Below are 14,346 nucleotides of genomic sequence, written 5' to 3' on the forward strand. Positions count from 1 at the left end.
CAACTAAACCAAAGGAAACACTTTTTTAGCAATCATTTCTAGCTCTTCTCTCACATTAGCACATTGCACGATTAGGAGGTTTAGCCCTGCTTTGTGGTATTCGCGGATTTTCTCTGCTACTTGCTCGGGCGTGCCGATGAGATTGGAGCGAAGTCCGCGATTTGATACGCTGTATTCTTGCTTGGTGATTTCTAAGTCAAGCTGTGAATTGCCCGTAAAATCGCTATATGAGCTTGCGTAATCCTCATAATTTTTGATTGTGGTTATGCGCTTTAGCTCATCTTGGGCTTCTTTTTCTGTGTCACGCACGATGATATAAGTCGCCATTCCAAACGCGCTAAAAGGTGGTTTGCCAGCCTTTGCTCTGCGCTCTTTCATATCGTTGATTTTCTCCCACACTTCTTCTACCGTGCCCCCGTGCATTAGATACCTATCGGCAAATTGCGCTATGGTAGCTCGCCCTACATCGCTTTCTCCTCCCGCATACACAAGTGGCATTTTGGTAGGTTTTGGCTCGTTGTAGGAGTTTTCAAAGTTATAATACTTGCCTTTGTGTGTGAAAGGTGTCTCACTCCAAAATCCGCGCAAAACATCGGTGTATTCTTTGACAAGGGCATATCTGTCATCGTGCCCATCAAAGTTTATGCCATACTGCCTTGCTTCCTCTTCCCACCACGCACTTACCATATTTACACTGAAGCGATTCCCGCTTATTTGTGCGATAGTGGCGATTTGTTTAGCAGTTAGGGCGACTTGGTGGTATTGGGGGCGAAGTGCTGCTAGGACTTCGATTTTTTTGGTTATAGCAGCTAGCCCATTTGCTATCGCCCACGCATCAAGCACAGGGGCTTTTTCGCCTTTTATGTCATTTAGGTAGAGTTCGGGTACTAGCGTTAGCACATAGCCTAGCTCCTCTGCGTTTAGTGCCAAGTCTTTTATGTATTCCCAACTGCACTTTGTAGTGTCATCATCGACATTTCGTAGCCAGCTCCCCCATACAGGTGTCCAATATCCAAACTTCATTTTCATTTTGTCTCCTTTTTTTAGATTTTGCTTTTTGCGAGATTTAAGCTGTTTGCTTAGAGCTGATTTTTTGTAGTTGCTCGCTCAAAAATTCCACGATTCTATCGCTTGCAGCTTGTTTGCTCTGCGCTCTAAGCGTGTCCTCTACGGCTTTGTTGTAGTTGGTGTTGGTATTTATGTCATACACCACGATTTCGCCCTCGCCTCTCTCATTTTCTTGTGTTTCTATGAATTCCACACCTGCGACTTCGATTTTGTGTAGCTTTAGGAACTCTTCTAGCTGCTTTACAAGTGGCGTATCCTCGCCAATGTCTTTGCGCAGGCTAAATTTGCTAGCACCACCACCGCTTATATCACACGCCGCTCCTGCTAGCTCTGGGACAATCTCGCTTGTGGATTTTGCGTCCTCTATCGCACACGCATCAGCTGGGCATAGCTTAAACGCTCCTCCACTTGTATCTACGCGCACTGCGTAGTGAAATCTACCACCGATAAACTCAAGTCGCGTGATAAATAGCTCCTTAGAGCGGACATACTCTTGCAATAGCGTAACGCCATCGATTGGTGCTTCAAACTCGCTAGATTGCACATAGTCGGCAAACTCCTCATAGCTATCAAATCGCCGAACTCCTAGCCCTTTGCCACCTTGATTGTGCTTGGTGATAAAGGGGGTTTTTAAGCCTTTGGCTTGCTCTAGCAAAGTAGCCTTGCCAAATACAGCTATGGTCTTTGGCGTGCGAAATCCTGCTTGAGATAGTGCGAGGTATTGTCGCACTTTGCTTACTTCCAGCTCTAGCACGGAGCTAGGGTTTATCACGCGGCGATTGTGAGACTCTAGCCACGAAAGAATAGAGCGTCCATACTCTTTAGAGAAAGCATTATCACGCGTATGACTTGAAGCACTAATCCTACTCCAAAACACACCTTGTGGTGGCTCCCTATCTATATCTATGCTTCCTTGTGTGAGAATAATCTCGCCAAACTCTACCCCTGCACGATTAAAAGCCTCTCTAAATGGCGGAATCCACTCTGGATTTTCGTGCAAGATATAAATCCCTTTTTGTAAGTCATTATATGACATAATCTACCTCCTTTTTTGCCTTACTTCTGCCTGTGCCCGTGTAGTCATCTATGCTAGATTTTGGTCCTCCTACGCGGTATTGCGAGGCAATATGACTAGAATCTAGTCTATCTCCCTTGCCAAAAAGCTTGTGCCTTAGGCTTCCTTGAGTGTATTCTTGCTTGTATGCACCTCTTTTTTGGAGTTCTGGCACGACAAATTCCACTACATCTTGGATAGTTCCGGGGGTGGTGGCATAGGCGAGATTGAATCCATCTGCATCGCTATAAGCGATAAATTCTTGCAAAATATCAGCGACTTTTTGTGGGCTACCGATGATTTTTGGTCCTTGGCAGCCTATGCCTGTTAGCTTGATTAAATCACGCAAAGTCCAAGTTTTGCCCTCATCTGTGGTAGAGTTTGAGAGAGCTTCGACTTGAGCGACTATGGCATTTGATTTGATATTGCTTAGTGGGTCATCTAGCTCATACCTACTCAAATCCACTCCTAGCCAACCAGAATTGATTACCAAAGAACCCTCTGTGCTTGCGTATTTTAGCAAGTCTTTGTATTTAGCTTGGGCTAACTCTTCGGTTTTGTCTGTGATTACGGTTGCTAGTAGGTAGATTTTGGCACTATATGGGTCGCGTCCTGCTTGGATAAGTGCGTCTCGCACTTGCTTAACGGCGATTTTTGCGTATTCCTTTGTCGGTGGGGCGATAAATATACCCTCTGCGTGCGTGGCTGCAAACTTGCGTCCTCTAGGGGAGTTGCCCGCTTGGAATAGCACAGGTGTGCGCTGAATGCTAGGCTCACAGATATGAATCCCCGGGACATTGAAATATTTGCCGTGATGTCCTATGTGGTGGATTTTGCTAGGATTGGCAAAATCCCCCGTCTCTCTATCTAAAATCACCGCATCATCTTCCCAGCTTCCCTCTAGTAGCTTATAAATCACTTCCATATACTCATCAGCTACTTCATATCGCTCATCGTGAGGTAGCTCACTCTCTCCCATATTTTTGTTTGCACTTGGGAGGTAGCCTGTTACGATATTCCAGCCTACGCGTCCTTTTGTGAGGTGGTCTAGCGTGCTAAGCCTCCTAGCAAAAGGGAATGGATGCTCAAAAGGCACGCCAGAAGTGATACCAAAGCCTATATGCTTGGTAGCTGCTGCACTTACTGCGGCTAGCTGCACAGGGTCATTCACAGGCACTTGCAGAGCCGTCTTTAGCGCACCAAAATCATTGCCACCATAGATGTCATACACACCGATGACATCAGCGATAAACACCGCGTCAAAGAGCCCTTTTTCGGCGTTTTGAGCGATAGTCTGCCAATACTCTATATCTTTGTAGCGCAGAGCTTGGTCGTTTGGATACCGCCAAAGTCCGGGGCTAAGATGAGAGATACAATTCATTTCAAACGCGTTGAAACTGATTTGCTTGGGTGTCTTACTCATTGTTACTCCTTTTAGATTTTGCCAAATGTGGTTTTGGCACCGTTTGGTTTTTGGTTTTGTCAGGTTTTGGCAAAACCTAGAAGCGCATTCTATCGTAAAAAATGTAAAAACACAATATGTGTTTATGATTTTATAAATTTTGGTAAAGATTTGGACTTTATCAAATAAAAAAATCTAAATAATAAAAATTATCCACTTATTATTTCTTTTTGGGTAGCATTTACGCTTCAAATCTTAAGCAAATCTAAATTTGCGCAAAAGGTTTGCAAAACAACTTACAACAACTAAAGGAGAACAAATGGCAACAATACTAGCAGGACAAATGCTAAAAAAAGGTTTTATGATTTTTGGTGTGATTGTGGCGAGTGCGCTTATGTGCACTAGCTTTGCAAGTGATTTGCAAAAGCAGGCAAAAGACTTAGGGTTAGCTCCGCTACCCAAAAACCAAAAAGAAGTAGATGCTATCTTGCAACAAAATGGCATAAAATCTAGCCCATTTAGCAAGGCAAAAGCAGAGCTAGGCAAAAAGCTATACTTCGAGCCACGACTAAGCAAAAGCGGGCTTATCTCGTGCAACACCTGCCACAATCTAGGCACAGCAGGGATAGACGGCGTAGAAGCAGCGATAGGGCACAAATGGAGCTCAAATCCTCATCATCTAAACTCCCCCACCGTGTATAACTCCGTGCTAAATGCTACGCAATTTTGGGATGGGAGAGCAAAAGACTTAAAAGAGCAAGCAAAAGGACCTATCCAAGACAATGCAGAAATGGCACTTCCTCAAAAGCTAGCCGTTCAAAAAATCGCTTCCATAGATGAATATGTCAATGAGTTTAAAAAAATCTATGGTGATGGCGTAACATTTGATAATATCGCTGATGCGATTGCAAACTTTGAGCGAACTTTGCTTACGCCATCTCGTTTTGATGAGTTTTTGCGTGGCAAAAGCAGTGCGCTAAATGCGCAAGAAAAAGAGGGCTTAAAGCTGTTTATGGATTTGGGCTGTGCTTCTTGCCATAATGGTGTAAATCTAGGTGGCTCTATGCAGGCTTTTGAAGTGGTAGAAAAGTATAAACACCGCTTAGTTGGGGATTTTAGGGGCGATAAAGATGGGCTAGTAAAAGCTCCTACTTTGCGAAATGTAGAGCAGACTGCGCCGTATTTTCACAATGGTGCGATTTGGAGTTTGCAAGAAGCGATAAAAGAGATGGGCAAAATCCAGCTTGGCGTGTCAATAGATGATAAGCAAGCTAAAGATATAGAAGCGTTTTTGCGCACGCTTACAGGTAAAAAACCTGTGATAATCTACCCACAACTGCCCGATTCTACACCAAAGACACCCAAACCACAAGTGTAGATAGATTTCATTTTGCTTCATAGCCTTACCCACGCCTTGCCTTGCATAAAATTTACATAAAGATTTTGTGTAAATGCAAGGCGGGCGTGTTATCGTAGTGTCGGTTTTCGCGCAAAACCTCTAGCAAAAATCAATAAGATTTGCAATTTTGCATAAACTAGCAAAATCTAATTACCTAGCTTCCTAAGATTTTTTGTAGAATTTCATAGCAATCTTTATAAGCCTTTTTCATAACTCCCTTTTCTTAGTTTTTGGCATTGTTTTGATATAATGCGCTTTTTTATTTTGGCTAAATGCTAAAACCAAACACGGAGAATCCAAATGCAAAATCTAAAAGAAAAACTAAACAATGACTTAAAAGAAGCAATGAAATCGGGGGATACATTTTTGCGTGATACTTTACGACTGCTAAATGCAGACATAAAGCGCGTAGAAGTAGACACTAGGGCAAGCCTAGATGATAGTGCGATTAGCGACATAATAAAAAAAGCTGCCAAACAGCGACAAGACGCCATAGATGCTTACAAAAAAGGCGGGCGAGATGACTTGCTAGCAAAGGAGCAAAAAGAGCTAGACATCATCACTTCTTATTTGCCCGCACAGCTTAGCGATAGCGAGCTACAATCCAAGCTAGAATCCATAATCAAAGAAGTAGGCGCAACTAGCCCAAAAGATATGGGCAAAGTAATGGCTAGTGCAAAATCCCTAAACGCTGATGGACGCAGAATCTCACAAATGGTAAAGACACTTTTGGGCTAAGATAAGTTTTCATTAGTGATTTTTAAGCAAAATCTACAATACAAAATCCACAATAAATATAGCCTAAGATGCAGCTTGGCAAAATCCAAACACTCACTATCACGCGCTTTAGCCCAAATGGTGCGTATCTAAGCGACGATTTGAGTGCATTGGGTGCAGACTTTGACACAAATGCAAAAATAGTGCAATCAATAGCTTCCAATGCAAAATCTGCCAAAAAAGAATCCACGCAAAACACCACACAAAAGCTACCACAAACTTCCACGCGAGATAGCGCGCAAAAATCCACACATAGCTTCTCCCAAAATCAAAGCATAGCACAAAGTGCCACACAAGCCATTACACAAGCCTCTACACAAATTTCACCGAAAATTCCCACGAAAATTCACACGCAGATTCCAGCCCAAATCATTACTCAAACCCCTGTGCAAATCCCTGCAAGCGAAGTGCTATTGCCAAATAAATTTTGCCCTAGCAGTGCAAAGGTGGGCGATGAAGTGCAAGCCTTTATCTACACCGATTCGCAAGATAGATTTATCGCCACTACACAATCCCCACTAGCCACACTAGGACAAATCGCGTTTTTGCGCGTGGTGAGCGTGGGGCAAAATGGCGTGTTTTTGGACTTGGGACTTGACAAAGATATATTTATGCCTAGCAAAAATCCAAAATCCTACGCGCTAGACTCGCTCGTAGCAGTGAAAATCTGCTCTGATAAGTCCCACCGACTTATCGCAAAAAAGGGTATAAAAGACACGCTTAAGCCTTATAGAGCAAAGCATAGGGGCGCACATAGAGGCACGAAGGTAGAGATTTTGCCATTTGAGATAAGCCCTCTTGGTGTGGGCTGTATAGTGGAGGGCAAATACTATGGATTGCTATATGCTTGGCAAAGTAGCCCCAAAGCAAAATCTACTCACAGGGATTTTGCTAGCAAAGATTCTACTCGCAAAGACTTTCCCCACAGAGATTCCCCCCAAAAATCTAGCCAAAATCCTCGCAACATAGATTCTAGCGAAGTGCTAAAAAAGCTAGAGCTAAGTCTAGGAGTAAAATCAAGTGCTTTTATACAAAATGTCCGCCCTGATGGCAAGCTGGATTTGACCCTACAAAGTAAGTCAAATACCAAAGATGAAGCACAAAAAGTGCTAGATATTTTGCACTCACTGAAAAAGACTAATAAGGTGCTAGAGTTTCACTACGATAGCCCTCCACAGCTTTTGGATAAAACCTTTGGCATAAGCAAAAAGGCTTTTAAGCGCGTGCTTTCTCATCTCATTGCTACTTCTTGTATAGAATTGAGAGAGGGCAAAATCACTCTGCTAGATTCTGCTAATCGCGCACATAAAAACACCAAAAATCCTAGATTTAGCCAAAAGGCTTAGCAAACTACCTCAAAGCCTTTTTATCTACGATTCAAACTTTCCTTAAAGACTCCAAAAGATTCTTAAAAATCCACTAAAACACGCCTAAAAAAACTGCTACTTAAATTTGTCTAAATACTCAAGTTGCCAAATCCGCGATTTACCAAGCGGGCGCTTGAAAAAAAAAAAAAAAAACGGCTAAGATTCCCCTCTACTTCTTTGCTAATAAGTGATAAAGAGCATAAGATTTTTGCTTTTTATCACTTCGCTTCCAAAATCACAAAATCTAAATAAAGGGGATAAGCTATGATAAAAAGGATTTTAGGCAAATATGAAATCATAGAGCAGCTTTCAAGCGATAAGTTTAGGGCGAAAGATTTGCACAAAAGTTATTTCATAAAGCGCGTTAGAAAGGAGGGCTTAGATGAGACTATGACCTCCTATCTAGCCCAAAATCTCCAAGACTTTCGACACAAAAATCTTATCAATATCGGCATTGATGAAGATGATGAGTTTTTCTATGCTATTAGAGAGGACTTTGAGAAGGGGGAGTATCGCCCCTTAAGCCCAGAAATATTTAAAAACGGCGATGAGGTGGATTATACGCGATTGCTAGAGTGCTATTTGCAGATTTTTGATGCGATTAGCTATATCCACTCAAAAGGGCTATATCACGGCAATATAAGCACGAACAAGATTTTGGTTACTAGGGATAATCGCGTGTTTTTGCTAGACTTTGGCAAAAGCTATTTTTATGCCTTACTAGGCGATGATGAGACACACTTCAAAGCCCCCGAGCAGCTAGGAGAGATAAAAGCAGATATTGACATAAGGTCGGATATTTTTTCCTTTGGGCTATGTATGCTAAACCTACTGCTTGGGACATTTGAGGATTTTGAATTCAACAAAAACTACAAAAAGCCAAGCGATTTGGAAAACATCTACGCAAAAATCCAAAATGACTATGAGCTAGAATCTAGCGAAAATGAAATCTTTTTGCTTATCCGCAAAATGACGGCACTAAACCCACAGGAGCGAATCTCACTAGATGATTTGGGTAAAGAATTAAGAGCGATTCTAAGGCAAAATAAGCAAACCTACACTTTTGAGCTAAATCTATCTAATAGTGTAGGGGAAAAATACCGCGAGATACACGAAATTAGCTTTTATGAGTTAAAAGAGCATATACAACGCAGAATTGATGGCAAAAAATCTTTTTGGGAGTTTGGGCTAGATAAAAATAAAGACCGTGAGGAAATCAAAATCGCTTGCGGGGATTTAATCTTTTGCTGTTCGGCTAGGGACTCAAGCTATCTTTTTTGCTTCTCTATCTTAGAAAATCAAAAAATGTTAGAAAATCTCTATGCAAATGGCTTAGAGTTTGATAATGACTTTATCATCACCATAGGATACAATCATCGCTATGACTGCGATGATATACAAAGTATAAAAGACGAACTAAAACGCGACTTTGAAATGCAAAAGCTCCGCAACAAACGGCTTGAAATAGATAAAAAAGCAATCGCCACAGAGGAGGAGCTACTTCGCGCTGAAAAAGAAACTATCGACTTAAAGAAAAATGTAATCCTAGCGCGATTTACAAGCGTAGATAAAGGCAAAGATACGATTATATTTGAGCGGATAGAGCCAGACAATGAAGAAAACATTATAGTAGAAAAGACAAAAGAAAATTTTTATAAAAGACTTCCTTATTCGCAAGAAGCTATTGATGAGATTGTAGATGAGTTTTTGAGCTGTGCGCTTAGAAGGTTTGAAAAACAACAAAAAGTGCGTGATTTTAAAAATGATGATAGAGTTATCGTTGAGAATAAAAATGCTGAGATTGAGATATATGGCGAAATCACAACTCAAAATCCTCAAAATAAAGAAATAACCATAAAGATAGGTAGATATGGAAGTAGCAATATCGATGAATCCATAATGAAAAAGCAAATCTACACTATCACTTATGACTATCAAGTCGAGGAAATTTTGTGGAGCAAAAAAGATAGGGTGTTAAGCGATTTAAAAGGAGCTACCACGATAATCCCCAATCTTTTGCGTAAGATAAATGAGCCACAGGAGCTAAGAGAAAATGTCCTTGTAGAGATTCCTAGCTTTTTTGATGAAAATTTAGATGAAAATCAACAAGAAGCGGTAGTAAAAACACTAAGCCTAGATAATGGTAGCGAAATACTGCTTATCCAAGGACCCCCGGGCACAGGCAAAACCACGACTATCACAGAGATGATTCGTCAGATTCAGAAGCGACATAGGCACGCTAAGATTTTGGTAGCCTCTCAAAGCAATCAAGCTGTGGATAATGTGCTAGAAAAAATCAGCACAAATGAGAATAAAATCTTGCGCATAGGCAATGATGAATCCAAAATGAGTGATATAGCAAAGCAATTTGTCCCAAATAAAGTGCTAGATAGGCTTATCAAAGACAATAGAGCGCGAATCAAAGCAAATCCTATCAGCGATGAAAATCCAAGTATCCAAGCTAAGCTACAAGAGCTACAAGGCGACTTTGACAAAGCCCTGCAAACAATCACAGCAAAAATAAGCGCAAAAACAGGCGAAAAATCAAAAGAAAGCGAGCTAGCCACACTTTTTCTAAAAAATATCCGCGTTATTTTTGGGACATTGCTAGGCATATCCTCGTGGAAAGATTTTAGAGATATTGTCTTTGATTTTGCTATTGTCGATGAGGCGGGGAGAGCTACGCTTAGTGAGCTATGTGTGCCTTGTATCAAAGCTAGGCATATCGTGCTAGTAGGCGACCACAAGCAGCTAGCCCCTGTCATCGATGATGAAATCGCTAGTAATTTGAATAGCAATTTTCCCAAAAAAGAAGTGGGGACTTCGTTTTTTGAGCGGTATTTCGAGCGACTTAGTGAGGGGAGGCAAGAAGCTCCACATTTGGATAATTTCCGACATAGACTTATCTACAACTACCGCTCCGAGCATAAAATCTGCGAGCTTTACAATCAGCCATTTTATGAGGGCGAACTAAAAGAGGCACTAGCTATAAAAGGCAAAAGAGAGCATAATCTCTCTCCACTCTTTAAATCCAGCGCGGTGTGGATAGATACGGGCAAAAGAGATGATAGAGAGGACACCCAAGCAGGCACGGGTAAAATCAACCACTGCAATGCCTCTATAATTTTGCATACTCTAAAAATTTTGCTTGATAAATTTGATAAATCAAAAGAACAAAATCTAAGCCACAGCATAGGAATCATCACGCCTTATAGAGCGCAGACAAATTTACTAAAAGATAAACTAAAAAGCATAAAAGCTGAATTTAAAGAGTTTTATGCAGATAAGGCAAGTGATGACAAAGACTTGCGCAATGGCTTTGACATAGGCACGGTGGATAGTTTCCAAGGGAGTGATAGAGATATAATCATCTATGATTGTGTCCGCTCATCAAAGGCAAAAAATAGCAAAGAGGACAAAGCCAAAAGAGGCGGGAGCAAAATCGACTTTATCGCTGATGAGAAGCGACTAAATGTCTCACTCTCTCGTGCCAAAAAGCTACTTATCATCATAGGCGATATGGAGTTTTTGTATAGAGCGAGTGTAAGTGAGGGGATAAATCCGTTTTATAAAATCATAGACTTTATCCACAAGCATAAAGAAAGCTATCACATAATCCCCGCACCACAAACACAAAATAGAGGAGGCAAAAATGGCTAAGAAAAAAGTAGCACCACAAACTAGTGAGAATACTAAACCTGCGGAGTCTATCTACGCTAAATTTGATATGCAGCTACTCACGCACAAATACAGCGACTACTACACAAGCACAAAACAGAGTGATGAGAATCTAGCCCAAATGGGACTAGCAAGGGAGGGTGATGAGAGTGAGGAGCAAAGCAATTTTGTGTGGTATGACACTAGGGAGGTTTTTTATCCTGTGTATAAGGCTATTATAGACTATCAAATCACAAAGATTCAGCCTATCCACCCTATCATCATAGCGATTTTGAAATCTGTGAAATACCTACAAACGCTAAAAAATGTCAATGTCGCTCAAAAGCTAAAAGCTATCACACAGCTTGATGATGAAATCTATGGTAGCATAAGCTCCGAACTCATCACAAAAGGACTACTAAGCAATGAAAATGGCGAAATACGACTAAGCGATAAAGGCAAAGACGCATTAAGAGAAGAAAAAGAAAAGATTGTCAATGATGAAAGCGCGGTAGTGGCGATTGATGGCATATATAATGAAGTGCTAGAAGTCGCAAAAAATGTCAGAGATATGAATCTGCCACATAAGCCAAGTAGGGATTCTATCGAGCTAAAGCCTAAAGCGCGTCCTCCTAGGAGTGAAAATCTATATGAGGAATTTAGCAATAACAAAACACTCTATCAAGTCCTAGCCGAAGCACTGCAAGGGCTAGATAGTGTAAATGAATCGGGGCAAGAACAAAGTGAAAGACAAAGTGTGGAAGTAAGCAATATCCTAGCCGTGCGCAATGTGAGAAAATTTTACAAAAAATACATTTGTCTATTTTACAAAAACGCGAATGATGAGGAAAAAATCCTAGTAGTTGGCGAAAAATATGAGATAGATGCAGAAATCACAAAGCTATTTGATAGGCTAATAAATGAGCAAAATCTAACTCCAAGTAACGCCAACTCTAACGCGTGGAAAGACAAAGAGGATAAACGCGAAAGGCTTAGCAAAGAAGTGATAGAATCTAGGCTGGAATCTGCTCCAAATTTAAGCGAGGGAGCGATGCTTGAAGTGGGCGAGCATAAGCGGTATTTTATATATGTGCTTAAAAATGCAAAAAAGCATATCTATATACAAAGCCCTTGGGTGCGCCACGATACGCTAGAAATCTATAAAGAGTATATACAATCCGCGCTAGAAAAAGGCGTAAAAATAACTATCAAATATGGAATGCAAAAGCGAAGTCAAAAAGACAAGAAAGAGATTGATGAAGTGGCACTGACTTATCTTAACGAGCTAAAAGCAAAATACCCAAATTTTAGCCTTAAACACGACTATGACCACTCCAAAATCTTAATTTGTGATGATGAGTTTATGATAGTGGGGAGTTTTAATTGGCTAAGTTTTGGTGGGGAAAGTAAAGGCGATGAGGCATTAAGAGGAGAAACCTCCACCATAAACAAAAACAAAGACTCAATAAAAAAGCAAATCGCCAAATTTGACTAAGTGAGATTTAAAATTCCTGCTAAAACACGCAAACATAACGCGCAAGATTTGGTGCAATAAAGTAGCGACAAAAGCTAGAGGATACACAAAAGTTTTTTATAGGTTTTATAGAGGACTCTAGTGGCTAAAAAGTTATAAATTTTTATAAATTTATCAAATGCAAAAAAAATATTTTGCACTTTCATCTTTGCTATCAATGTATGTTTCATCACACAAGATTTTGCCACAGAGGATTTATGCTAATGTTTTGCGTTTGGCACAAAGCATTAGCAGACTAAAAGTGAGATTTCTTAGATTGCTCTAAAATCTCAAAATATCTATCGGTTGTAAAATCTGCTCTTGTGGGGTTGGTGCGGGCTCGGCTTTTTGTGGCTCGAGATTGGATTCTTTTTTTTCTGTGCTACTTGGATTTAGGGCGTCTAGGTTTGCGTTTATCTCGTCTTTGAAGTGGCTTTTTTCAATTAGCTCTTTATATTTTGTCTTATATTCGCCACCCAATCCTTTCTTTGGCGAGTTGTTATTCCACACTACTCCACACTTTTTGCCGATGATTTTGCAGCCTGTTTGAAACTTGGCATTGCAAGTTTCTTCTATCGGTTCGCATTTGCTATAAAACTCCTCCCCACCCACAATCCTCAAGTCTGCCGTCTCGATACTTTCATAAATAGGCGTTAGCTTTTCTTTTTTGATAAATGCCAAAATCTGCTCCTCTGTGTCGATTCTAGGCTCTTGGTATGATTGGAGGATTTTTGCGTATTCTTTTTTGGTTTCTTCTTCTAGTTTTTGTTTGTAGGCTAGGATTTTGTTGTTCCACTCTTGTGAGATTCTCCTCATTTCGGCTAGCTGCTTTTGCTGTTTTTCTTCTTTTTGCTGATATGCTTTTGCCATTTTTAGTGTTTTTTCATCTGGGACTTTTGTCGTCCTTTTTGCGTTGTAGTCTTGGACTTCTTGGTAAGCCTGCCAATCCTCATCTATGACTTTTTCTAGCGTATTTTGTGCGATATTATCTGGGTTAAGCCCGCTTAATGCCTGCTCTTTGAATTTCTCTAAATCTTTTTCTGCCTTGCTTAGAGTGGGTGGCTTTATCCTTTGGCTTGCTTTTTGATAGGCTTTGGTGTATAGCTCTTTGTTTTGTCCTATGCTGTTGAATCTTTGCTCATCTATGTATTTTGTTATGGCGTATTTTCGCACGATGAGTGCGCCACCACTTGATTGGTAGTGTGCTATGACTATATTGTCTTTTTCATCTTTATTTTTGAGTTTTTCTTTTGAGATTTCCTTTGTTATCCCGCTTCTAAATAGCCCGCCCGCGCAGCTATACACTTGGGATAGTTTGTCTTTTGGGTTTAGAGTGGTGGTGTAGCTACCATTTGGGCATCCACCTCTTAGGGAGTTATTTATCATCACTCCTCTACCGCTGTAATAATTCTCTATATCTGTGATAATGCTAGCAAATGGTGCGAATTTGGAATTTATACTTGTGCCTTGCGTGGAGGTGCTAAAGCTTATTAGCTCTACGCCTTTGTCATTATAAGCTCTAGGTGTGTAGCCGACATCTACTTTGTCATAGCTAGCTTTATCGCCACCATCAAACACAACGCTAATACCCCTAACAGAGCACAAATCCCTACTCATCGCTTGTGCGTCAAATGTCATATTTATCTTTGAAAGTCGCTTGGCAAATTCCCCAAAATCTGCTTTTAGTTTCTCATCTTTTAGCTTATTATAAAGGCATTGTGCACTTTCGGAGTAGCTGCGAGCATCACAGCCCATATTTATGCTTCTTAGCCTTTTTATTGTAGCTTCATATTCGCTTGAATCCACGCTTGGAAAAGGGGTAGAGCCTTTTTCTAGGAGATGAGCCATTTTTAGGTTTAAGAGATTGTTTTTGATATTTAGCCTTACTTCATCAAGGAGTGATTTTTTGCCACACACTCCTAGTTCTTTTGATTTTTTTGACTCTTGGGCTTTTTTGTCGTTTTCATCTAGGGATTGTAGATTTTCTATTGCAAGTGCGCTTTGGGTAAAGACTCCCACGCAAGCTAGCTTGAAAGCTAGATTTTGGATTTTTTTGAAAGTTTTAGAGTTTTTTGCTCTATTTTGTTGTGTGATTTTCATATCAAGTCT

At 40.6% G+C, this 14,346-nt stretch carries 9 protein-coding genes; 5 read left to right on the top strand and 4 right to left on the bottom strand.

The window, feature by feature from the left end; genetic code table 11:
• Window positions 1-3: 3 nt before the first annotated feature.
• Genes CQA40_RS01825 through CQA40_RS01835 form a run of 3 tightly spaced genes read right to left on the bottom strand, consistent with a single transcriptional unit; the run spans window position 4 to window position 3,545 of the window.
• Window positions 4-1,029 (bottom strand): LLM class flavin-dependent oxidoreductase, encoded by a 1,026-nt coding sequence (locus CQA40_RS01825; protein WP_023926971.1) that lies wholly within the window; start codon window positions 1,027-1,029, stop codon window positions 4-6.
• Between the two features lie 37 nt (window positions 1,030-1,066).
• The gene (locus CQA40_RS01830) at window positions 1,067-2,104 is read right to left on the bottom strand and encodes a RimK family alpha-L-glutamate ligase (RefSeq protein ID WP_115519286.1); all 1,038 of its coding nucleotides are present in this window, start codon (window positions 2,102-2,104) and stop codon (window positions 1,067-1,069) included.
• Complete coding sequence (locus CQA40_RS01835) at window positions 2,094-3,545, bottom strand: LLM class flavin-dependent oxidoreductase (protein WP_023926973.1); 1,452 nt, start codon at window positions 3,543-3,545, stop codon at window positions 2,094-2,096. Before CQA40_RS01835 ends, CQA40_RS01830 begins: the two co-directional genes overlap by 11 nt.
• Before the next feature lie 322 nt (window positions 3,546-3,867).
• Between CQA40_RS01835 and CQA40_RS01840 the strand changes: the two genes are divergently transcribed.
• The 5 genes from CQA40_RS01840 to CQA40_RS01860 all read left to right on the top strand — a co-directional run bounded on the left by CQA40_RS01840 (window position 3,868) and on the right by CQA40_RS01860 (window position 12,219).
• On the top strand, window positions 3,868-4,902 hold the full coding sequence (locus CQA40_RS01840; RefSeq protein ID WP_408941402.1) for a cytochrome-c peroxidase: 1,035 nt from the start codon (window positions 3,868-3,870) through the stop codon (window positions 4,900-4,902).
• 321 nt (window positions 4,903-5,223) lie between these two features.
• Entirely contained in the window at window positions 5,224-5,661 is a 438-nt protein-coding gene (locus CQA40_RS01845) for a GatB/YqeY domain-containing protein (protein ID WP_023926975.1), read from the top strand.
• Between the two features lie 68 nt (window positions 5,662-5,729).
• Entirely contained in the window at window positions 5,730-7,046 is a 1,317-nt protein-coding gene (locus CQA40_RS01850; protein WP_115519287.1) for a S1-like domain-containing RNA-binding protein, read from the top strand.
• Between the two features lie 285 nt (window positions 7,047-7,331).
• A complete protein-coding gene (locus CQA40_RS01855) occupies window positions 7,332-10,727 on the top strand; it encodes an AAA domain-containing protein (protein WP_115519288.1) in 3,396 nt (1,131 codons plus the stop codon).
• Entirely contained in the window at window positions 10,720-12,219 is a 1,500-nt protein-coding gene (locus CQA40_RS01860; RefSeq protein WP_115519289.1) for a phospholipase D-like domain-containing protein, read from the top strand. Before CQA40_RS01855 ends, CQA40_RS01860 begins: the two co-directional genes overlap by 8 nt.
• A 300-nt stretch (window positions 12,220-12,519) precedes the next feature.
• Here CQA40_RS01860 and CQA40_RS01865 read toward each other — a convergent pair whose 3' ends face one another.
• On the bottom strand, window positions 12,520-14,337 hold the full coding sequence (locus CQA40_RS01865; RefSeq protein WP_115519290.1) for a hypothetical protein: 1,818 nt from the start codon (window positions 14,335-14,337) through the stop codon (window positions 12,520-12,522).
• Window positions 14,338-14,346: the final 9 nt, after the last annotated feature.

This window comes from Helicobacter sp. MIT 01-3238 (assembly GCF_003364135.1).
In the GTDB taxonomy this organism is placed as follows: Bacteria; Campylobacterota; Campylobacteria; order Campylobacterales; family Helicobacteraceae; genus Helicobacter_B.

Excerpts from the sequence above, each read along its gene's own strand:
- CQA40_RS01850 (WP_115519287.1), top strand. The coding sequence starts at position 5,730 with ATGCAGCTTGGCAAAATCCAAACACTCACTATCACGCGCTTTAGCCCA.
- CQA40_RS01835 (WP_023926973.1), bottom strand. The coding sequence starts at position 3,545 with ATGAGTAAGACACCCAAGCAAATCAGTTTCAACGCGTTTGAAATGAAT.
- CQA40_RS01845 (WP_023926975.1), top strand. The coding sequence starts at position 5,224 with ATGCAAAATCTAAAAGAAAAACTAAACAATGACTTAAAAGAAGCAATG.
- CQA40_RS01860 (WP_115519289.1), top strand. The coding sequence starts at position 10,720 with ATGGCTAAGAAAAAAGTAGCACCACAAACTAGTGAGAATACTAAACCT.
- CQA40_RS01830 (WP_115519286.1), bottom strand. The coding sequence starts at position 2,104 with ATGTCATATAATGACTTACAAAAAGGGATTTATATCTTGCACGAAAAT.
- CQA40_RS01840 (WP_408941402.1), top strand. The coding sequence starts at position 3,868 with ATGCTAAAAAAAGGTTTTATGATTTTTGGTGTGATTGTGGCGAGTGCG.
- CQA40_RS01855 (WP_115519288.1), top strand. The coding sequence starts at position 7,332 with ATGATAAAAAGGATTTTAGGCAAATATGAAATCATAGAGCAGCTTTCA.
- CQA40_RS01825 (WP_023926971.1), bottom strand. The coding sequence starts at position 1,029 with ATGAAAATGAAGTTTGGATATTGGACACCTGTATGGGGGAGCTGGCTA.
- CQA40_RS01865 (WP_115519290.1), bottom strand. The coding sequence starts at position 14,337 with ATGAAAATCACACAACAAAATAGAGCAAAAAACTCTAAAACTTTCAAA.